Origin of the sequence: Myroides fluvii, assembly GCF_009792295.1 — a bacterium.
Classification (GTDB): Bacteria; Bacteroidota; Bacteroidia; order Flavobacteriales; family Flavobacteriaceae; genus Flavobacterium; species Flavobacterium fluvii_A.
Genome location: NZ_CP039934.1, coordinates 1,571,993 through 1,594,390, shown reverse-complemented (window position 1 = coordinate 1,594,390; position 22,398 = coordinate 1,571,993). Strand labels below are relative to the sequence as shown.

At 37.6% G+C, this 22,398-nt stretch carries 20 protein-coding genes; 6 read left to right on the top strand and 14 right to left on the bottom strand.

The features are described from left to right. Window positions 1–8 precede the first annotated feature (8 nt). From FBR08_RS07250 to purN, 5 genes are all read right to left on the bottom strand, one after another. Window positions 9–965: an AAA family ATPase gene (locus tag FBR08_RS07250; RefSeq protein WP_158962118.1), complete on the bottom strand. Its 957-nt coding sequence runs from the start codon at window positions 963–965 to the stop codon at window positions 9–11. A 260-nt stretch (window positions 966–1,225) separates the two neighbouring features. Continuing rightward, the gene (locus FBR08_RS07245; protein WP_158962117.1) at window positions 1,226–3,124 is read right to left on the bottom strand and encodes an amidophosphoribosyltransferase; all 1,899 of its coding nucleotides are present in this window, start codon (window positions 3,122–3,124) and stop codon (window positions 1,226–1,228) included. Between the two features lie 64 nt (window positions 3,125–3,188). Beyond that, window positions 3,189–4,115 (bottom strand): PfkB family carbohydrate kinase, encoded by a 927-nt coding sequence (locus FBR08_RS07240; protein WP_158962116.1) that lies wholly within the window; start codon window positions 4,113–4,115, stop codon window positions 3,189–3,191. Between the two features lie 471 nt (window positions 4,116–4,586). Further along, window positions 4,587–5,063 (bottom strand): ribonuclease HI, encoded by a 477-nt coding sequence (gene rnhA / locus FBR08_RS07235; RefSeq protein WP_158962115.1) that lies wholly within the window; start codon window positions 5,061–5,063, stop codon window positions 4,587–4,589. A 3-nt stretch (window positions 5,064–5,066) separates the two neighbouring features. Continuing rightward, window positions 5,067–5,633, bottom strand: coding sequence for a phosphoribosylglycinamide formyltransferase (gene purN / locus FBR08_RS07230; RefSeq protein ID WP_158962114.1), 567 nt, complete (start codon window positions 5,631–5,633; stop codon window positions 5,067–5,069). Window positions 5,634–5,831: 198 nt separating this feature from the next. On the opposite strand from purN, the gene FBR08_RS07225 reads away from it, so the two are divergent. The 5 genes from FBR08_RS07225 (at window position 5,832) to pyk (ending at window position 10,302) form a co-directional block, all read left to right on the top strand. Next, window positions 5,832–6,068: an acyl carrier protein gene (locus tag FBR08_RS07225; RefSeq protein WP_002988156.1), complete on the top strand. Its 237-nt coding sequence runs from the start codon at window positions 5,832–5,834 to the stop codon at window positions 6,066–6,068. A 198-nt stretch (window positions 6,069–6,266) separates the two neighbouring features. Further along, the gene (gene fabF, locus FBR08_RS07220; RefSeq protein WP_158962113.1) at window positions 6,267–7,520 is read left to right on the top strand and encodes a beta-ketoacyl-ACP synthase II; all 1,254 of its coding nucleotides are present in this window, start codon (window positions 6,267–6,269) and stop codon (window positions 7,518–7,520) included. 13 nt (window positions 7,521–7,533) lie between these two features. Beyond that, a complete protein-coding gene (rnc, locus tag FBR08_RS07215) occupies window positions 7,534–8,280 on the top strand; it encodes a ribonuclease III (RefSeq protein ID WP_158962112.1) in 747 nt (248 codons plus the stop codon). A gap of 98 nt (window positions 8,281–8,378) precedes the next feature. After that, the gene (locus FBR08_RS07210) at window positions 8,379–8,867 is read left to right on the top strand and encodes an IPExxxVDY family protein (RefSeq protein WP_158962111.1); all 489 of its coding nucleotides are present in this window, start codon (window positions 8,379–8,381) and stop codon (window positions 8,865–8,867) included. A 4-nt stretch (window positions 8,868–8,871) separates the two neighbouring features. Then, window positions 8,872–10,302, top strand: a complete 1,431-nt coding sequence (pyk, locus tag FBR08_RS07205; protein WP_158962110.1) for a pyruvate kinase — start codon at window positions 8,872–8,874, stop codon at window positions 10,300–10,302. 679 nt (window positions 10,303–10,981) lie between these two features. On the opposite strand, the gene FBR08_RS07200 is transcribed toward pyk, so the two are convergent. From FBR08_RS07200 to dinB, 9 genes are all read right to left on the bottom strand, one after another. Next, the gene (locus FBR08_RS07200) at window positions 10,982–11,632 is read right to left on the bottom strand and encodes an HD domain-containing protein (protein WP_158962109.1); all 651 of its coding nucleotides are present in this window, start codon (window positions 11,630–11,632) and stop codon (window positions 10,982–10,984) included. Window positions 11,633–11,666: 34 nt separating this feature from the next. Next, entirely contained in the window at window positions 11,667–12,665 is a 999-nt protein-coding gene (locus FBR08_RS07195; protein ID WP_158962108.1) for an acyl-ACP desaturase, read from the bottom strand. Window positions 12,666–12,745: 80 nt separating this feature from the next. After that, complete coding sequence (locus tag FBR08_RS07190; RefSeq protein WP_158962107.1) at window positions 12,746–13,477, bottom strand: lysophospholipid acyltransferase family protein; 732 nt, start codon at window positions 13,475–13,477, stop codon at window positions 12,746–12,748. Window positions 13,478–13,546: 69 nt separating this feature from the next. Next, window positions 13,547–13,957, bottom strand: a complete 411-nt coding sequence (locus tag FBR08_RS07185; protein WP_158962106.1) for a BrxA/BrxB family bacilliredoxin — start codon at window positions 13,955–13,957, stop codon at window positions 13,547–13,549. A gap of 90 nt (window positions 13,958–14,047) precedes the next feature. Beyond that, on the bottom strand, window positions 14,048–15,199 hold the full coding sequence (locus FBR08_RS07180) for a PepSY-associated TM helix domain-containing protein (RefSeq protein ID WP_158962105.1): 1,152 nt from the start codon (window positions 15,197–15,199) through the stop codon (window positions 14,048–14,050). Window positions 15,200–15,297: 98 nt separating this feature from the next. After that, on the bottom strand, window positions 15,298–17,736 hold the full coding sequence (locus FBR08_RS07175; RefSeq protein WP_158962104.1) for a TonB-dependent receptor: 2,439 nt from the start codon (window positions 17,734–17,736) through the stop codon (window positions 15,298–15,300). A 174-nt stretch (window positions 17,737–17,910) separates the two neighbouring features. Next, window positions 17,911–18,270 (bottom strand): YraN family protein, encoded by a 360-nt coding sequence (locus tag FBR08_RS07170; RefSeq protein ID WP_158962103.1) that lies wholly within the window; start codon window positions 18,268–18,270, stop codon window positions 17,911–17,913. A gap of 9 nt (window positions 18,271–18,279) precedes the next feature. After that, a complete protein-coding gene (locus FBR08_RS07165) occupies window positions 18,280–19,182 on the bottom strand; it encodes a S66 peptidase family protein (RefSeq protein ID WP_158962102.1) in 903 nt (300 codons plus the stop codon). Window positions 19,183–19,199: 17 nt separating this feature from the next. Further along, window positions 19,200–20,273 carry a DNA polymerase IV gene (gene dinB / locus FBR08_RS07160; RefSeq protein WP_158962101.1) on the bottom strand — a complete coding sequence of 358 codons (1,074 nt, stop codon included), beginning with the start codon at window positions 20,271–20,273 and terminating at the stop codon, window positions 19,200–19,202. Window positions 20,274–20,484: 211 nt separating this feature from the next. Here dinB and FBR08_RS07155 point away from each other — a divergent pair, with 211 nt between their 5' ends. Beyond that, window positions 20,485–22,344 carry a monovalent cation:proton antiporter-2 (CPA2) family protein gene (locus FBR08_RS07155; protein ID WP_158962100.1) on the top strand — a complete coding sequence of 620 codons (1,860 nt, stop codon included), beginning with the start codon at window positions 20,485–20,487 and terminating at the stop codon, window positions 22,342–22,344. Window positions 22,345–22,398: the final 54 nt, after the last annotated feature.

The following is a 22,398-nucleotide window of genomic DNA, read 5'->3' as shown; positions in this document are numbered from 1 at the left end:
CAATTACATTAGAGTAGATGATAAGTCTGCTTTCGATCTTTAATCATTTGCAATAGTAGTTTCTGAGAAACGATTGTTTTATTATCCAAGATAATCTCCTTCACAGCATCATTACAAGCATTGGTTATTTCCGCATGACTAAGTCCTTTGGCCTCTTCAACAAGGGGTTTCAAACTGTAATCACCTAAAAAACCACGTAATTTCAACTGAAGTAAAGCTTCAATTTCTTTCGCTCCAGGAATATCGTAATGAATAATATCATCAAAGCGTCTAAAGAGGGCTGAATCTAATATTTTTAAATTATTTGTTGCGCCAAAGATGATACTTTCGGATTGGTCTTGCTCTAAGAACTGCAAGAAGGCATTGAGCACGCGTCTCATTTCTCCTACTTCATTGTCTCTTCCTCTTTCTGCACCAAGGGCATCAAATTCATCAAAGAGATAAACGCCTCGCTTAGACACCATCATATCGAAGATCAGGCGTAATTTAGATGCCGTTTCTCCCATATACTTGGTCATGAGTTTATCCATCATCACCACATACAATGGTAATTTAAGTTCTCCCGCTATAACAGAAGCCGTAGCTGTCTTTCCTGTTCCGGGTAAACCAGACAACAACAGCTTACTTCTATTGCTCAATCCATGTTTTCTTAGTTTATCGCGTTCTTTATATTCACGTACAATGCGATCTAGCTTCGTTACAACTTCGTCTGATAAAACTAAATCGTTTAACTGTATCTCTGGATAATAAACGAGTACCAAATCACTGAGATTGGGTTCTAATTTAATGACATGAAAATTATCCTTTTGAGAACGATCAACCAGCGCTTTAATCTCGTTGGCTACGGTCATACTGCCCTTGCGCGCTTCATGTGCTGCTACTTGAAGTGCAATGGAAGTAAACCGCTCATTATCATTTTTGTAATGCGATTCTAATAAAGACTTTATTTGCTCTGCTGTTGCCATGATGCAAAACTACAATTTATTCTGGATTATTAAAGATAACTAAATCACATCAACAATTGTGCCTTTTGGAGAGGTTTGTTTTTAGGGTTGATGGATTGAAACAGATACTTTTGATAACTTTAGAAATTTCAAATATACCGTATCTTACAAATACCTATGCATAAAAAAAGCCAACCCCTTTCTTTTCTGAGGGAATACCAAAAGTCTCAAAACAAAAAAGCACCAATCTCTCGGTGCTTCTATATAATTTTTAATTGCTATTAATACGGTTTTTCATCTCTACCTTCGTAGTAGTTGATGAATGCGCGGTTTACTACTCGATTTCCTCCTTTTGTAGGATAATCACCCGTAAAATACCAATCTCCTAAGTTCTTTGGACAAGCGGTATGTAAGTTCTCAATCGATTGGAAGACGATTTTTATTTCCGATTTGATTCCCTCTTCTGTTACCATTTGAGCGATTTTAGTCGAAATTTCCTCCGCTGTAAAAGGAGCATAAATCTCTTTTACGTGGTTGATTACCTCTTCATCTTTTAAGCCCACTTGCGCTTTTGATTTTTGGTATACCTCTTCTACGATATGATACATATTGCGTTCTTTCAGCATCTCGATTACCGCTTGGAAAGCGATTAACCCTTCTAATTTCGCCATGTCAATTCCGTAGCAATCCGGGTAACGCACTTGAGGTGCTGCGGAAACAACCACTATCTTTTTCGGATTCAAGCGATCCAACATGCGGATGATACTTTTCTTCAACGTCGTTCCGCGAACAATACTATCGTCGATAATCACCAAGTTATCTGTTGGTTTAATCACCCCATAGGTTACGTCGTATACGTGAGCAACTAAATCATCGCGACTACTGTCATCTGTGATAAACGTACGCAATTTCGCATCTTTAATTGCGATTTTCTCCGTGCGCAATTTCACTGATAAAATCTCTTGTAGTTTTGCTTCAGAAAGCGATTCTTTATTCTTTAAGATATCCGAAATTTTACGTTGATTCAAGAAGTCTTGTGCCCCTTCAATCATACCGAAGAAAGACGTCTCTGACGTATTCGGAATATAAGAGAATACGGAATTATCCGTATCGTTGTTGATTACATCTAAAACTTGTGGAAAAATCAATTTCCCTAAGTCTTTGCGTTCTTGATAAATATCGGCGTCATTTCCTCTTGAGAAATACACGCGTTCGAAAGAACACGCTTTCAATGGAAGTGGTTCTAAGATTTGCTCAAAGTGTACACTTGCATCTTTCTTTACAATGATTGCCTGACCTGGTGTTAGTTCTTTAATATCTTCAAATGGCACATTCAACGCCGTTTGAATCACTGGACGTTCACTTGCTACTACTACGATTTCATCGTTTTCATAATAGAAAGCTGGGCGAATTCCCGCTGGATCTCTAAATACGAAAGCATCTCCATGCCCTAACATTCCAGCCATAGTAAATCCACCATCCCAGTTTTTTGACGCTCTTCTTAAGATACGAGCAATATCTAAGCGCTCTCCAATAATTGGGGAAGCCGTTTTTTTAGAAAAACCTTCTTGTTTGATTTGGTAGTATAAATCATCGATTTCATCATCTAAGAAATGACCGATTTTCTCCATTACGGTAATGGTATCTGACATTTCTTTTGGATGTTGTCCTAGGCGCACTAAATCGTCAAACAACTCTCTAACGTTCGTTAGGTTGAAGTTTCCAGCAACAATTAGATTGCGGTGCATCCAGTTGTTTTGACGCAAAAAAGGATGAACACTCTCAATGCTATTTTTTCCGAATGTTCCATAGCGCACGTGACCCAAGAATACTTCTCCTAAATAGGGAACGTGTTTTTTTTGTAAATCAGCACTATCCGCATATTCGGGATGTTCTTCCATTTCCGCATTAATACGCCCGTTGATTTGAGCAAAAATATCTTGAATGGGTTGTGCTTTATTTGATCGCACACGACTAATATAGCGCTCGCCTGGTTCCATATCAAGTTTAATACTTGCCAAACCAGCTCCATCTTGTCCTCTATTATGTTGTTTTTCTAATAATAAGTACATTTTTTGAATGGGGTAAAATGCACTCCCATATTTTTCTTTATAATAGGATAGAGGCTTTTTTAATCGTAAAAAAGCAATTCCACATTCGTGTTGCAGTGCGTCGCTCATAGTTAGTTGTGTTGTGGGTTATCATTAAAAAAAGCCCCACGACGAGGCTTAGTATGTTGCATGTTTACTTGAGTTCAATGTCGAACTGGGTTAACATTTTAAATTGCATTAATCTTTTTTTCATTTCGGCTTCTTCTAGCTGTTCCATGCGCTGTGTTCCGAATTCTTCCACACAGAAGGAGGCTAAGTTAGAGCCAAAAATAATAGCGTTCTTCATACATTGAAAGGATATACTTCCTCTTTCCGTTAAATAACCAGCAAATCCTCCTGCAAAAGTATCCCCTGCTCCTGTTGGATCAAATACTTCTTTTAGTGGTAGCGCTGGCGCAAAGAAAACATCTTTACCCGAAAACAACAAGGCTCCGTGTTCTCCTTTTTTAATCACGACATATTCAGGACCCATTTCGTGAATTACTTCCGCTGCTTTTACCAGCGAATACTCCCCAGACAGCTGACGGGCCTCTTCATCGTTAATGGTAATCACATCGACTTGCTTTAAAACAGATTTAAGCTCGTCTAATGCGCAATTCATCCAAAAATTCATGGTATCTAACACCACTAATTTCGGTTTCTTTTCCAACTGATCTAATACGGATTGTTGAATAGCGGGATGTAAATTACCCAACATCACAACATCTGCTTGTTTAAAACGCTCAGGAACTACGGGTTTGAAATCCGCTAATACATTTAATTGAGTCTCTAAGGTATCTCTTGCATTTAGATCGTTGTGGTATCTGCCGCTCCAAAAGAACGTTTTTCCTCCTTCAATCACTTCGACACCCGTTGTATCGATATTCTTACTCTCTAGTAAGGCTAAATACTCTTTAGGAAAATCATCTCCTACTACGGAAACTATGGCTGATTCTACCTCAAAGTGCGAGGCTGAAAGCCCAATGTAGGTAGCAGCACCTCCTAATACGTTGTCCGTTTTCCCGAATGGTGTTTCTATAGTGTCAAACGCCATCGTTCCGACGATCAATAACTTGTTCATATTTTTGGAAAAGAAATAAGATGCAAATATATAGCATTCCTGATTTTAGACCAAAAATTAATCTCCTTTATTCTAAAATTAACTTACAGTCAACGCCTTACAACTCCTTATCTTCCTTTTTTATTCCCATCAATCAGGTGGAATTCCTCTACTTTATCTTTTAGACTCTTCTAAACAAGGCGAATACACTGAATCAAAGCTACAGTGTGGTTGTAGTTTAGTTACAGTCCACAATCAACTCGCTCAAGCTTATTGGGACGTTGCTTCGACTTTCCTTCGCCAAAACCCTCTATTTACGAGGAAAAGTCCAAGGAAAGTCGAACATGCCTCCAAGATAAACATCAATTCTCCTTAACGAACTCCTTGCGAACCTTCTGATACACCATTTTTAAATCCATCTTTATACACGAACAAAAAAAGAGGTTCGATTATAAAATCGAACCTCTGCTATAAAAGTTTACTATTTTCTATTTATTCGCGATTTTGCTCATAGTATTCATCGACCAATAAATCCTTTTGCTTCCCAGCTTGTACGGCAAGGAAGTCACAACGTTCATTCATGGGGTGGTTGTTGTGTCCTTTGACCCATTGAAACGAAACTTGATGACGTCTATAAATACGCAAGAAACGCATCCAGAGATCTGGATTTTTTTTGTCTTTGAAGTTTTTTTTCTCCCAGCCAAACAGCCATCCTTTTGCAACAGCATCCACTACATACTTAGAATCCGAAACAACTAATACACGGGTTTGAGGATTTTTTAATTTTTCTAACCCCACAATCACGGCTAATAATTCCATCCGATTATTAGTTGTAAGTCGATACCCTTGTGCAAATTCCTTAAACACCTGATGACCGGCCCACTCGAGTACCAAGCCATAGCCGCCTGGTCCGGGATTTCCTTGTGCGGATCCATCTGTATATAAAATAACCTGAAAAGCTTGACTCATTTATTACTTATTAGCTAGCAACTGTTCAATTACAATTGGAAAGTGTTTATATTCTAACGCTTGTACTGCTTTGGCGATATCCTCAGCCGTATAATGTTCTTCTACTGGTGTTTTGGCTTGTAAAATAATTGCTCCTTCATCGTAATTTTCATTTACAAAGTGAATGGTGATTCCCGTTTCTGCTTCTTTATTTGCTAAAACTGCCTCATGTACGAAGTGACCATACATTCCTTTACCTCCATATTTGGGCAATAAGGCAGGATGAATATTAATTACTTGATTGTGATATCTTTTTACCAAATCTTCAGGAAACTTCCACAAGAAACCGGCCAAAACGATTAAATCAGGTTGAAAAGCGATCAGTTTTTCTGCTAACTCGCCGTTATTCAGTCTATTTTTATCAAAAATATAAACGGGAACCTTTCTTTTTTCGGCTTTTTCTATTACTTTAGCATGAGGGTTATTAACCAAAACAAGGTATTGGTTGACAATTGAGTTATTCTCAAAGTAGTTGATGATATTCTCCACATTAGTCCCTGAACCTGAGGCGAATAGAGCTATTTTTCTCATGATATAAGTAGTATTTAAATTTTTAAAACACTTTATTTAAGTGCAAAAAAAAGAATAATTACTGACAATAAACAGAAAAATAGTATTAAGTATTAATTATTTTTATAATTTCGCACTGACAATTAACATGTATAATCAGGATATAAAATAAAGTTTTTTATTTTTGCCCTAGGAAATTAAATTTTAAAATTAAAGATTATGTCAGACATTGCATCAAGAGTAAAAGCGATTATCGTTGACAAATTAGGAGTTGACGAGAACGAAGTTGTAGCAGAAGCAAGCTTCACTAATGATTTAGGAGCTGATTCACTAGACACTGTTGAGCTTATCATGGAGTTCGAAAAAGAATTCGATATTCAAATTCCAGACGATCAAGCAGAAAACATCGCTACAGTTGGTCAAGCTATCTCTTACATCGAAGAAGCTAAGAAGTAATAACTAATAACCCACGTGTTGTTAACAACACGTGGGCGTTATTATTTTTTGACATACCTAGTTATTTTTAGAATAGAAAAAAGGACAGATTTACCAGTAAAGTAATCTGATAAACAAATATAAAGTTACCCAATGTTTCCTTTTACATAAAGTGAAAAATTGGGTTTTTTTAACTTATTAAACCATAATATTTACTTTATGAAATTAAGGCGAGTTGTTGTAACAGGTTTAGGTGCTCTTACTCCCATTGGGAATAATATCCAAGAGTATTGGAACAATCTTATTAATGGCGTAAGTGGAGCTGCTCCGATTACACATTTTGATGCTACCAATTTCAAAACCCAATTTGCGTGCGAAGTAAAGAATTTCAATGTAGAAGATTTTATTGATCGTAAAGAAGCACGTAAAATGGATCGATATGCTCAATTAGCCATGGTTAGTGCTGATGAGGCAGTTGTAGATTCTAAATTAGACTTAGAGAAAATAGATAAAGATAGAGCTGGAGTTATTTGGGGTTCTGGTATTGGTGGATTAGAAACCTTCCAAAATGAGGTTACAGATTTCGTAAATGGAAATGGCACACCGAGATTCAACCCGTTCTTTATTCCTAAAATGATTGCAGATATTGCAGGAGGACATATTTCAATTAAATATGGCTTACGAGGACCAAACTTTACAACGGTATCGGCTTGTGCTTCTTCTACCAATGCAATTATTGATGCATTCAACTACATCCGTTTAGGCATGGCAGACATCATGGTAACAGGAGGTTCTGAAGCAGCAGTAACGATTGCAGGTGTAGGAGGATTCAATGCAATGCACGCTTTATCTACAAGAAATGACAGTCCAGAAACAGCATCTAGACCGATGGACAAAGACCGCGATGGTTTTGTACTAGGAGAAGGCGCTGGAGCGTTAGTATTAGAAGAGTATGAACACGCCATTGCACGTGGAGCTAAAATCTACTGTGAAGTTGGCGGTGGTGGAATGTCTGCTGATGCGCATCACTTAACGGCACCACATCCTGAAGGATTAGGAGCAACTAACGTAATGAAAAACTGTTTGAGAGATGCTGGTCTTGAGCCAAAAGATGTTGATGTTGTAAATTTACACGGTACATCTACTCCATTAGGAGATATCGCAGAATCAAAAGCTATTTTAAATGTTTTTGGTGATCACGCATACTCGATGAACCTAAACTCTACCAAATCGATGACAGGCCACCTTTTAGGAGCTGCTGGAGTGATAGAGGCAATCTCCGTAATCTTATCCATCGAGCATGGAATTGTACCTCCAACGATTAATCACTTTACAGATGATGATCAAATAGATGCTGAATTAAACTTCACCTTCAATAAAGCGCAGAAAAGAGACGTTAAAGTAGGTATGAGTAACACCTTTGGCTTTGGAGGACACAACGCTTGTGTGCTAGTGAAAAAATTAGACATTTAAGTACAGCAACGTAATGTTGAGTAATGTATTAAATAAAATATTTAAAAATTCCCGTTCAAATCAAAAGGACGGGAATTTTTGTCGTAAGATATCTCAAATCACGGCTACAAAGCCATTGGATATTACTTACTATAAATTAGCCTTCACCCACCGTTCGATGAACATCCTTGATACTCAAGGAAATCCGATAAACTACGAACGATTAGAGTTTTTAGGTGATGCGATGCTTAACGCAATTATCGCCTCGCATTTATATCTAGAGGTTCCCCGTGGTGACGAAGGGTATTTGACAAAAATGCGCTCAAAAATTGTAAGTAGAGAAAACCTAAACGCTATCGGCAAAAGCCTTGATTTAATCGATATTGTCGAAAGCAAAATGGGCAATCAACAGTTTGGAGAAAATATACACGGCAACATCCTAGAAGCGTTGATTGGCGCAATATATTTAGACCAGGGCTATCCCGCTTGTGAGAAATTTATTCACCAGCGATTAATCTCTACCATTTCGGATATTCACGTATTAGAAACTAAGATTACAAGTTACAAGAGTTTGCTTATAGAATGGTGTCAAAAAACCAAGCACACCTTCAAATTTGATGCATATGAAGAATCTTCCAATGAAGATGTTAAATATTTTGGAGTCAAGCTATTCATTGACAACAAGTTAATATCAAAAGGAAGAGCTACATCAAAGAAAAAAGCAGAAGAAAAGGCCTCGCAACGCGCTTATTTTGCCTTGCAAGAAAAAATAAATCACTAAATTGGTTAATCAATTAACATTTACTTAATCTTTCTTCTAAATGGCTACATATTATTTGAATTATAAAAGTTGTATCTTTGTATCTAACGAATAAACAAATGGGACCAGTAGTTCTAAGATTAGAAGATTTTGAAGCTGAAAACTATAGTCTGATAGCGATCCACTCTTCGCGCAAAGAGGATTTTAAAGTCACCTATCTTATTAATACTATTCTAGGCCTTTATTTAGAACGTACAACGCACGATGTTGAAATTGAAACGGATCAAGGCTTAGCTTCCTTTTCTTTATTTGAATACGACGATCCAGATTACCATGTTTTGTGGAAATTAGTATCCAATAAAGCTTTTATACTTCCTGAGTCACAAATGGCTTCACCCCTCTTTCAATATGTTGTTTCAACCATTAGTAAACAAGGGTATCTCTTACCAGAACACAAAACGGTAGACTACTTTCTAAAAGTTGAAAATACAGATGAACAATTTGAGATTAGCACAGTCATTGAAAAATTAAAATCAATAAAAGTAATTTCTACCGCATACGAGATCCGAGTAGAAGCGATTAAATCGAAAAACAACCTAATTTTTTAAAAATATGGTAGCAAAAAAAAGAACAAAAATTGTAGCAACGTTAGGACCCGCATCAGGGACAAAAGAAGTGTTGCACAACATGATTAAAGCAGGTGTAAATGTATTTAGAATCAATTTTTCTCATGCAGATTACGCCGATGTACAAGAGAAAATCAACATCATTCGTGAATTAAATAAAGAATACGGTTATACAACGTCTATTTTAGGAGATCTACAAGGTCCTAAATTACGCGTGGGGATCATGGCAGAAGATGTAGTTGTTCATCCTGGTGATACGATTACCTTCTCAACCAAAGAAGAGTTCAAAGGAGATGCAAAACGCGTTTACATGAACTACAAACAGTTTCCTAATGACGTAAATGTAGGAGAGACCATTTTATTAGATGACGGTAAGTTAATCTTTGAAGTTGAATCGACAAACAATACAGATGAAGTTGTAGCCAAAGTAATTCAGGGAGGTCCTTTAAAATCCAAAAAAGGAGTAAACCTACCGATGACCAAGGTATCTTTACCTGCTTTGACAGAGAAAGACATCAACGACGCTATTTTTGCTATTAAAGCACAAGTGGATTGGTTGGCTTTATCCTTCGTGAGAACACCGGAAGATTTATTGGATTTACAAGAGATCGTCAAACAACATTCAGAGCACAAAATTCCAATTGTCGCCAAAATCGAAAAACCAGAGGCAGTAAAAAACATCCATAAATTGGTTGCTTACTGCGATGGATTGATGGTAGCACGTGGGGATTTAGGTGTTGAGATTCCAGCACAAGAAGTACCCTTGATTCAAAAGCAATTGGTACAAATTGCTAAAAATGCTAGAATCCCGGTTATCATCGCTACGCAAATGATGGAAACCATGATTTCTAGTTTAACACCGACAAGAGCGGAGGTAAACGACGTTGCAAACTCGGTAATGGACGGAGCTGATGCGGTAATGTTATCAGGAGAAACTTCTGTGGGTAGCTATCCCGTACAAGTAATTGAGAAGATGACACAGATTATTCAAAGTGTTGAGAATTCTCCGTTAATCAATGTACCACAAAGCCCTCCAACAATTAAAACCAATCGATATATCACGAAAAATATTTGTTATCACGCAGCTTTAATGGCTAATGATATTGAAGCCAAAGCCATTTGTACCTTAACAAACAGTGGATATACCGCCTTTCAGATTTCTGCATGGCGTCCAAACAGTGATATCCTTGTTTTTACGTCGAATAAGCGCATTTTAACGCAGTTAAACCTATTATGGGGAGTTCAGGCTTACTATTACGATAAATACGTTAGCACAGACGAAACGATTGAAGATATCAACAACATGGTTGTGGAAAAGAAACACGCTGTAAAAGGAGATATGGTGATTAACTTAGCGGCTATGCCAATCGTTGAAAAAGGAATGGTGAATACGCTGAGAATTTCGGAAATTAAATAGTAATCGGTTATCGGTTATGAGTGATCGGTTGAGAAATCCGAATTGAAAACCACTCATTCAAAAATATAAACGAAAAAAGGAAATCAATTAAAATTGATTTCCTTTTTTTATATCTAATTGGCATTTTTGCTTTTTCGCTTCTTTGCTTTTCCGCCTTTTTGTCAATTTCTCTTAGTAAAGAGTCATTGAACTATTCAGGAAAATTGAACCGTTAACTGCAAGTCTATCAGGCGCTTTTGCTTTTTCGCTTCTTTGCTTTTTCGCCTTTTTGTTAACTTCTCTTAGTAAAGAGTCATTGAACTATTCAGGAAATTTAACCGTTAACTGCAAGTCTATCGAGCGCTTTTGCTTTTTCGCTTCTTTGCTTTCTCGCCTTTTTGTCAATTTATCTTAGTAAAGAGTCATTGAACTATTCAGGAAAATTGAACCGTTAACTACAAGTCTATCAGGCGCTTTTGCTTTTTCGCTTCTTTGCTTTCTCGCCTTTTTATCAACTTCTCTTAGTAAAGAGTCATTGAACTATTCAGGAAAATTGAACCGTTAACTGCAAGTCTATCAGGCGCTTTTGCTTTTTCGCTTCTTTGCTTTTCCGCCTTTTTATCAACTTCTCTTAGTAAAGAGTCATTGAACTATTCAGGAAATTTGAACCGTGAACCGTGAACCGTTAACTGTTAACCACCTATCTACTTCCTTCCCATTCCGCATAAAACTGAGCCAAAAAACCTTCCATATAACGGTGTCTTTCTTCGGCCATTCGCTTACCTGTCTCCGTGTGCATTAAGTCTTTCAGCAGGAGTAATTTCTCATAGAAATGATTGATTGACGTTCCTTTATGTGCTTTATACTCTTCTTTGGACATACCAAATCGCGGGGCTTGTTCTGGATTGTGAATCGGATTGTTTTGAAATCCCCCATAGTTAAAAACACGGGTAATTCCAATCGCACCTATTGCGTCTAATCGATCCGCATCTTGCACAATCTCCAATTCTTTAGAGGTAAACTTCTGATTGAAATTTCCCCCTTTAAAAGAAATATTTTCAATTCCCTTGACTACATGCGCTACAACTTCAGGTTGATACTCCAACGATTCCAACCATTCCTTTGCTTTACGAGGGCCTACTGTTTCATCTCCTTTATGGAACTTACTATCAGCAATATCGTGTAATAAAGCAATTAATCGCACAACTTCCGCATCAGCCTCAGGTTCGCCTTTTAAAATATTGATAGCATTATTGTGTACGCGTTCGATATGAAACCAATCGTGTCCGCCTTCCGCATGCTTTAGCTCTTCCCTAACATAGGCAATAGTTGCTTCAATTTTTTTATTCATGTTTTACTGTAAACTGTTCACCGTTAACTGTAAACTATTTAATAATAGCGGGTTGTACCCATTTAAAAATATGTTGTTCTTTACCCACAGTCATTCTATCTGCGATACGCAACATACGAGTTGGTAATTTCATGAGGTATTCTCTTGCTTTTTCTGCCTCATCCGTTAAACCTGTTAATTTTGCAATTTCCCAACGATCAATTAGTTTCTGCATAATTTCAACATAGTCAATTGCGGTATAAACACCAATACGTTGTGCTGAATCCGAGAACAGTTCGAAAGCATCTCCCATTTTTCCACCTGATTCGCGAATCAAGTTAGCAGGCATGGTAATTTTGCGTTTCATCATATCGACGAAAGCCAATAGCATTTCACTTGGATCTACTTTAAAAATACGATCCACAAATTCAGAATACGCATGGTGGTGGCGCATTTCATCTCCAGCAATCAAACGACAAATTTTCGCTAATCGATGATCGCCATATTGTTTTGCTAATTTTCCAACACGATTGTGTGAAATATAGGTTGCTAACTCCTGAAAGCTTGTAAATACGAAGTTTTTATATGGATCTCTATCCGTACCTGGATCAAACCCGTCATTCAATAGATGTTGGGTTGTAATCTCTACTTCGCGCATATTGACACGCCCTGATAAATACAAATATTTACTCAACAAATCTCCATGTCTATTTTCTTCTCCGGTCCAGTGGCGAATCCATTTGGCCCAACCGTTTCCGCTTTCTCCTTCTTTTTGGTTTACGCCTTCTACATCCATTAACCAAGACTCATACGTAGGTAATGCCTCTTCTGTAATGGTATCACCAACTAAAACCACCCAAAAATCATAGGGTAATTCTTTGGCGTATTCTCTCAATTCTCTGACATCTTCTAAAAATGTTTCACTCTCCGAATTCGGCAGTAAATCAGAAGGTTGCCAAATTTTCTCCACAGGTATTAGATAATCATCTACGAAGCTATCTATATTTTTTTCCAAGAAGTGCATTACTTCTAAACGAACATTGTGTGCTGACATTTCAATTAGTTTTTACTTCGCAACTAGCTCTTCGGTTTGGTTTAGTTTGTTTGGGAGTAACTGCGAGAATTAGTATTTTTTTATTCTATTTTAGACTTTACGATGGCTTCTGTTTTAGCAAAAAGCTCTTCAAAAGAGTACTCGCTAATTTTCATTGGCTTGTGTGTGTAAAGGCTAATTTTGGCTCCTAATCCTAAAGGAAATTTTCCGAATCGAAACAATTTCCACGAATTATTAATCGTCATGGGAACAAGGTAAGCATCTGGTGAAAACTTACATAACATTTTAACCCCATTTTCTGAAAAACGTTTAGGATGTCCGTCACGGCTTCTAGTTCCTTCAGGGAAGATAACAGCAGCGCGGTTATACGTTGAAATATACTGACCTAATCCTCGAATAACGGTTAGGGCTTGTTTTGCATCATTGCGGTCGATTAGCACCGATCCGCCGTGTTTTAAATTATAGGACACACTTGGAATTCCTTGTCCTAGTTCTTTTTTACTGACAAATTTGGGATGGTTCTGTTTAAAGAACCAAATAATCATCGGTATATCAAACATACTCTGATGATTGGCAACAAATATAATGGGTTTATCCGTAGGAAGTTCTTCTTCTTTTGAAACGCGATACGTCGTACCTAAGATACCGGTACACAACATAATCCACCACACCATGCAATCCACCACTTTTTTGTGGGCGTTGTAACCAAAAAGATTAAAAGCGAGCCACTGTAGTCCGTGAAAAAAAAGGAGCACAAGTAACAAACAGAGGACGAATAGTACAGATAATGGATATGAAATTATTTTTTGCATTAGTTCAATGTATATCTTGAGCAAATATACACTTTAAAAAAAAACCACCTTATAGAAGGTGGTCTCTTTTTAGCAATATTCTTTATATGCGTCGATCAAATTTTCAGCGATCATCTCTGCAGGATGTCCTTCGATATGATGTCTTTCCAACATGTGAACTAATTCACCATCTTTAAACAAAGCCATAGCAGGCGAAGATGGAGGGAAAGGGAACATGTGTTGACGTGCTGCATCTACCGCATCTTTATCCACACCTGCAAAAACCGTTACAATTTGCGCTGGTTTCTTTTCTCCTCTTAAGCTCATGATTGCTCCTGGACGAGCATTACGCGCCGCACAACCACAAACTGAATTGACAACTACTAATGTAGTTCCTTCTTTACTTAAAGCAGCTTCAACTTCGTCTGCTGTATATAATGCTGCAAATCCTGCATCAACTAACTCTTGACGCATTGGTTTTACTATTTCTTCTGGATACATACTCTTACCTTTAATTAAAATTGTAAGAACAAAGTTACACTTTTTCTCTTATTTTGTCTACTTTCCATGCTAAAGTATTCCCAACATGCACTACGCTTTGCTTTTGGGTTTCTTTTTCATTTTATTCAACCAAATAAAAATACCTGTCACGGGCAATGAAGTAGCGATTAAACAAGTTATGAAGTAAATAACTTTGGAAAACAAGCCATAAATATCCCCAAAATGAAGCGCGCGAATTGAACTTGCCAATTTTTCTCCCACTGATTTATCTGCGAAAATCTCTTTCTTGATAACCGCTCCTGAATACTGATCTAGGAACACTCGATCATTCACTGTTTCATTCCATCTTGCTAATTCATTTTTATTTATTTCATAAGCCCCTACAGCGTCTTTAGGCAAGCTAACAGCTAAAGAGCGGTACTCATACGCCATTTCTTTATTGGCAATAGCTAGAGCTTCTTCCAAGGTAATTGCTGCTTTATCTTGCAGTACTGATTCTGGTTTTACTTCATCACGTCCTCCAAAAACTTTCGCTCCCAATACACTGCTCAATCCCTCTCTATACCACTCAAAAGACCAGCATAAGCCCGTTAAAGACATAATTAATACAATCAACAAGGTATAAAATCCAAGGGTATTGTGTAAATCGTGATTGATGCGTTTCCAATTGGCTTTAAACTTAATTTTGAATCCGGGTTTGATGCTTTTCCATCCCTTTATTTTTTTAGGGAACCACAAGATCAACCCTGAAATAGAAAGGAAACAGAAAATAATAGTTGCAATTCCAACAATAGGTCTTCCGATGGATGAATCGAGCAATAACCAACGGTGTAATTTAAATACCGTCATAAAAAACTCGTCACCAGGACCTTTTCCTGTTCCTAAAACTTCTCCTGTATATGGGTTAACGTGAACCGCATCTGGGCGCTTTCCTTCTTCCCCACTACTTACCGCAAACACATAGGGTTTACTGGCTTTGCTCACCAAGGTTACGCGTTGTACTTTCCCTTGGGTAGAAGCTTCAACCAATTGAACAAGCTCCTCTATTGGTTTGATTTGTCCCGTTCCTTTATCCGTTACTTGATAACGCGCAGGCTCCATCCAATCTTGGATTTCGGTTTTGAACGTATAGATGGTACCGGTTAAACAGACTACAAACAAGACAAGTGAACTTGCAATACCTAACCACAAGTGGAGGTCATTCATCAATTTGCGAAAAGGAGAGGTTTTCTTTGTTTTCATATGGATATTCAAAAACGAACAAACACGATTTTATACTATAAAACCGTGTTTGTACTTATTATTATTTCAATTATAATGACACTACTTAAAGAGAAATTCTAGAATCTATACGACAATTGTGCTGCGAAATTTCGAGGTGAAATTTCGTTGATATATCCTCCTCTGAAGTAAGATGTGTATCCTCTTTCGTTGAAAAGGTTATTCATAAACACACTTAACGTAGCGTTTTTGTAAGTATAAGCTGCTTGTGCATTCACCGTAGTGTAGCTAGGCATGTCAAATGGTCTTACGTTTACGTTTGTATTATGGCTATTATCTAGCGTTCTACTATATTCGTTTACTGGACGTTTTCCTACAAAGTAAACCCCTGCGCTCAACGATAATCCGTTTAATGTACCTTGGTCAAATTTATAACTTACCCATCCGTTTGCAGTATGCTCAGGAGCGTTCATTGGCGCAGAACCATCCACATATTGTGGGCTATCTTGATATCTCGCATATAAGTTAGCATAGCCTAACATTACCTCTAAGTTGTTGGTAATTTTACCGTTGATTTCCAACTCAAATCCATTGCGTTTTAAATCTCCAGCTAAGATGCTTTCCGTTTTTGATTGCTCGTTTGTTTCTGGATTGATATAAGGCGCTACTAAGTTACTTTGATTGATGAAGAAGTACGTGAAGTTTACACCTAAATGATCGTTATACCAGTTTGATTTGAAACCAAATTCAAATTGTTTAATATCTGATGCTCCTACATATCCCCCACCGTGTAACAATTTATTTGATTGTCTCAAGCTACTTGTTGTAGTATAAGATGCAAATGTGCTGATATTTTCTTGTGGTTTGAAGATTAATCCCACCATTGGATTCCAACGATCTACCGTAGCATTTTCAGTAGTATTACCATTCAAACGGCTATAACGAAGTCCTAACATCGCACTTAATTTATCTCCAATAGCAATATAATCTTGTGCCATGAAACCGATAGTTGGCGACATGGTTCTTGTTGTAGCAATATCTCCGTAGATGATGTTTTCTGGCAATGTATTGTCAATGGGTCCTAATACATTGATATCACTTCTAAAATCAACTAAAGCGTCGTTTCCACCTTTATCTTTCCCCCAAACTTTACCTGTTGTAGAACCAGCAATTGTTTTGGTTTGTCTGTAATCAAAACCAATTTGGAAGGTATGTTTTAAAATACCCGTAAAAATGTCTTTACCGATTAAATCTGCTTGAAATACAGAATTATAATCATCTGATTGTCCTTGAGAAACGGTGCGTTTGATATCGGCATATTTACTCCAATCTGCTCCAATTTCTTTTTTCGGCAAAACCGTTGTTATGTTTGTCGAACGCCCATTTTCATTGTAAATAGATGCTGTATATGACGTTCTAACGCTCAATTTTTCAGTTAATTGTCTTTCGAAACGCGCAACATAATTTTGCATGGTAATCTTTTTAGCGTCTCCTTTGAAACCTAAAAATTTATTATGTGGCATTTTATATAGTTGATTCGAATAATCTGGACCTAAGTTTACCGTTCCTTTGTCTGTAACATAATCCCCATTTAAATAATCCATTTCAACCGTTAACTTGGTTTTGTTATCGATTTTCCATGTTAGGGATGGGTTGATGTAAAAATGTTCATTATTCACATACGTTCTCCATCCATCATTTCTTTCATATGCTCCATTGAAACGGAAAGAAACCGTTTCTTTTTTATCTAATACTTGTTCGAAGTCAACCGTTGGTCTAACTTGACCGTAGCTTCCAGCTCTGAAGCTTACTTCTCTTTGGTTTTTGAAGTTTGGTGTTTTAGTCACCATGTTAATTACTCCACCAGCAGCTCCTAAACCGTTTCCGATTCCTTGTAATACTGCTGCAGAACCTTTGATTACCTCAACGCTCTCAATTCCTTGCATATCTGCTATAGCTGAGGCCGTTCTAAAATCAGAATCCATTCCAACTCCATTTCTCAATACAGGTGTTCCTCTAAATCCGCGGATAGACATACTTTCTGCAGGTCCACCATAGTTTGAAAACTGGGTTACCCCTGCAACGTTACGTGCTGCATCTGTAATAGTCAATGCTCCTTGCTCTTTGATTACGTGCTCCGAAACAATGCTAATGGATTGTACTTGATCTTGTAATCCAAGTGGTAAACGCGTGATATACTGAAGATTTTTTACGTTTTTGTTGCTTCTACCATAAACTGTGATGTTCTCTAATTGGCTATCTGCAACCAAAAGAAAGTTTACGATTTCTTCATTTTTAGCCAGGGTAATGTCTCTTTGAGAGGTTGAATATCCAACAAAAGAAGCCTTCATCGTGTGCTTTCCTTTTTGAATATTATTCAATTTGAACTCCCCATTTTCGTTGGTTTGAACAGCGGTTTGCCCTTCTCCTAATACAACCGTAGCAAAAGGTAGTGGTTTATTAACCTCATCTACAACTCTTCCTTTGATTGTGATGTTTTGAGCGAAACTTACCATTACTCCACAAATGGTAACTAACAATGTAGTATACGTCTTCATTCTGAATCTGTGTTATTTAGACTTATTAAAAACGCCACAAATGTAAAGTGATTCTAAATAATCCGCAAACTTTATTTAGACTTTTTTTATATAAGATTTAGAAAAGAATTTTACTCCCTTGTGTTTTATTCTAAAAAACACACAAAACACCAACTAAAAGACACCAATACGCTATCAAAACCAGTAAAAAGCTCGCTCAATATGCTCAATTTCAGGAATAGACTTTCTTATACTAATAGCTACTATATCGAAACGCACCTCTTCTTTTCGCTTGGATTGTCGGACAAAAGCATCTGCCGCAGTAATTAACCGTTTGATCTGAGGGCTCTTCAAAAACTCATGCGGCAGACCAAAGTCGGTTGAACTTCTTGTTTTTACTTCAACAAAAACCAAGAAGGAATCTACTTCTGCTATGATATCGACTTCTGCTTTGTGGTGTTTCCAATTTCTAGCTATGATCTGATAGCCTTTATCCTGTAAAAAATCAACGGCTAAATCCTCGCCTAACCGACCTAATTCATTTGTTTTACTCATCTATTATATTTAACTAAAAGCGACAGTCACCTGATTGTCTTGTGCTTCTAGTTCAACAATAGTGCCTAATTTTAAAGCCCAATTGGAAGATCCATGTCCGGCAGGAAAATTAAATACTACAGGATAATCATACTCTTTTACAGCGTCTAAAATAATTTCATGTGCATTATATCCAAAAGGAATTGAATTGTCGTGCATGTCCGTCATTCCTCCGACAATAAGACCTGCTAAATCACACAGAAGCCCATTTCGCTTGAGGTTATGCATCATGCGATCCACGTGGTACAAGTACTCGTCTAAGTCTTCGATAAATAGAATTTTGTTCTTGGTAGTTATACTCGAAGCTGATCCTAATAAACTATAGAGGATTGATAGATTTCCTCCCACTAATTCACCTGTTGCTTTTCCTTTTTTGTTTGCAGGATCTGCGCTAATGGAATACGACAGTGTTGCTCCAAACAAAGCGTTGTGAAGCGAAACCTTTGATTCTTCTTTTGCTAAAGGAACACTAAAGGCCATGATCCCGTGCATGGTAGCCATACCCAAGTTGTGTACATGGCTGTGTAAGGTTGTTACATCGCTAAATCCGACAATCCACTTGGGTTGTTGTATCAATAAAGAAAAATCAATTGCATCGATGATACGAACCGTACCATATCCTCCCCTTGCGCACCAAATCGCTTTTATCTCGGGGTTCTTCAACTGAGCATTGAAGTCGTTGATACGCTCTTGATCTGTTCCTCCTAATTGAAAATTATCTAAACCGATTGTTTGTCCTAAAACCACTTCTAATCCCCAAGACGCTAACAGCGCTATGGCGGGTTGGGCTTCTTGCATTGAAAATTTTCTTGCCGTACAAACAAGGGCTACTTTATCGCCTTTTTTCAAATAGGAAGGTATCATTTTACTCATGGTGAAAATATTGAAATTTAAAAATCAAAACGCAGCTGTACAGCCACGGGTTTTTTCGCTGCTTTTTTATTATTTAGATTACTCAAAGATACGCCAATGAGACGCACGGAGTTTTGCAATTCTTCTTGGTAGAGCAACTCTTTGGCACAATCGAGGATAATACCTGCATCAGCAATAAAATACGGAAAGGTCGTACTGCGAGTCTGCTGTACAAAATCGGCATATTTTATTTTCAAGGTGACTGTTTTACCAGCCAAGCTTTGTTTTTTCATACGCAAGCTCAATTCTTCAACAATATGTACAAGTTTACTTTCGAGAAAGACTTCCGAACTCAAGTTTTCATCAAAAGTGCGTTCCGTCCCCACGGATTTAATCAATCGATCTGGACTAACGGGTGAGTTGTGAATACCACGTACAATATAGTAATACGCTTTACCCGCTTTACCAAAGTGCTCCTCTAGGAATTCAAGGGATCTGTCTTTCAAATCACGCCCAGTAAAAATACCGAAATGATACATGCGATCCGCAGTTTTCTTGCCTATCCCAAAAAACTTTTTGATCTCCAGTGCTTCCAAGAAAGACTCCACCTCTTCAGGGTTGATTGTCTTTTGCCCATTGGGTTTATTGTAATCACTCGCCACTTTGGCCAAGAATTTATTGATTGAGATTCCTGCGGAAGCGGTTAACTGCGTACGATCAAAAATCTTTTGTCGAATCTCTTGTGCAATTAACGTAGCACTAGGGCATCCGATTTTATTTTCAGTTACATCTAAGAAGGCTTCATCTAATGCCAAAGGCTCTACTAAATCTGTATATTCCTGAAACACAGCTCGAATTTGCCTAGACACTTCTTTATATCGATCAAAACGAGGAGGCACAAAGATCAAATGTGGGCACTTTTTCTTAGCCAGCACTCCACTCATGGCACTACGCACACCATATTGACGCGCTTCATAACTGGCCGCGGCCACTACTCCTCTTTCGCTACTTCCTCCCACAACAATAGCCTTTCCTCTTAATTCAGGATTATCTAATTGTTCGACCGAAGCATAAAACGCATCCATGTCAATATGTATAATCTTTCGATTCATCTCAAGGCAATTTGGTCAAAATTAATTGAAAAAAATCAGTTTATATTCTTAAAAAGAAATCGTTTTTTTTTAACTTTCCGATGAAAATCCAAGTGGTATTACGTAAATTTGTATGTATTTTAAATACTTTCTGAGTAAGTATGCGTTATTTTCAACAAATAAACATTACTGATACTATATTGTTATTTAATTCGAAAAATACAATCATAAAATGAATGATTTTTTAGCGCAGGCCTTTATATTTTTATTTGCCGCAGTAATTTGTGTGCTCATTTCTAAGAAACTAGGAATGGGATCTGTCTTAGGTTATCTATTTGCAGGAGTTTTAATTGGTCCTTTTGTCTTGGGATTTGTCGGAAAAGACGGCGCAGATATTATGCATGCCACTGAGTTTGGTGTTGTGATGATGTTGTTTCTTGTCGGTCTTGAACTCGATCCGAAAGAATTCTGGAAAATTCGGAAGGAGATTATTGGATTGGGAACTGTGCAAGCGCTGGGAACGACAATTATAACCACAGCCGTTTGCTTTTTTGCCATTGGCTTAGGTTTAGGTACTTCGATCACGATTGGATTTGTGGTTACCATGTCCTCCACGGCTATTATTCTACAGACCATTTCCGAAAAGGGGCTCAATAAATCTAATGTAGGAAAATCGAGCTTTGCTGTATTGCTCTTCCAGGATATTATGGTGATTCCCGTCATGGCCTTGATTCCCCTTTTGGCTGTTTCAAAAAAGATACCGATTTCAACGACCAATAGCAGCATGCTAGATGGTCAACCCGTATTGATGAAAACCATGGCAATTTTAGGCGCTATTACGGTTATTTTCTTGGTTGGCAATTATATCGTCAATCCGCTTTTTAAATCGGTTGGTCGTCTGCAAATACGCGAAATTTATACCGCTTCGGCTTTACTTTTAGTTATTGGGGTATCCTTGTTGATGCAACAAGTAGGACTCAGCCCTGCTTTAGGAGCGTTTATTGCGGGGGTCGTTTTAGCGAATAACCCCTATAAACATCAATTAGAAAGCGATATTGAACCCTTCAAGGCGCTCTTGCTTGGTATTTTCTTTATTGCCGTAGGATCAACCATTAACTTTGAGGTTATTGCGGCTGAACCGCTGATTGTCCTTTCTTTACTCGTTGGATCGATGACAATCAAAGCAATTGTTTTATTTGCTATCGGAAAATGGAAGAAATTCCCAAAAGATCAATCGTTTCTCTTCGCTATTTTACTCTCGCAAATTGGAGAATTTGCCTTCGTAATTTTAGCCTTGGGAAAAACCATCAACATCATTGACCAAACTTGGTACGATTACCTTTTGGCCACAACAGCTTTATCCATGGTCGTAACCCCTATTTTAATGTTGTTAAACGAGAAGTGGATTGGTCCTTATTTAGGTTTAGCATCGTCGCCAACGGTCAACCAACCATATGATGATTTATCGCATATCTGTGCAGATAAGAAAATTATCATTGCTGGTTTTGGAGATTTTGGAAATACGATTGGACGTTTATTGCAAGCCAATGACATTCCTACTTTAGTGTTAGACAACGATGCTGAGCGCGTGGACCACTTGCGCAAATTGGGCTTTAATGTATATTATGGTGATGCAACATCAATCAATATATTAAAATCGATAGGCGTAGAAAAAGCCGATTACGTTATTGCTGCTATGGATCCACCCGATGTCAATCAGCATTTAGTTGAAGTATTACACAAAAACTTCCCTGATGTAGAGGTAATTATTCGCGCCAAAAACAGAAAGAACGCCTACGAATATTTACAAGATGGCTTTACAGAGGTATACCGCGAGAATTTCTTTACGGCAGTTTACGTTGGATCGGTAATGCTAGAAAAATTGGGATTAAGCCATGAGGAAGCGAGAACACAAAGCGAATTATTCATTCGAAGTGACCGTGCTTCCTTGAGAAAATTAGCGAAGAACATTCACAATTTAGAGGACTATATTACCGTATCTCGACTTGAATTTGAGCAACAATCGAACTTGCTAAAGGATAGTTTGCGTCATAAGAGAGAAGCAAAGGATACTACAGATTATACCGATTAATGAAACAAAAAGGGAGATGTAAATTACATCTCCCTTTTTTATTTTCGTTGTTTG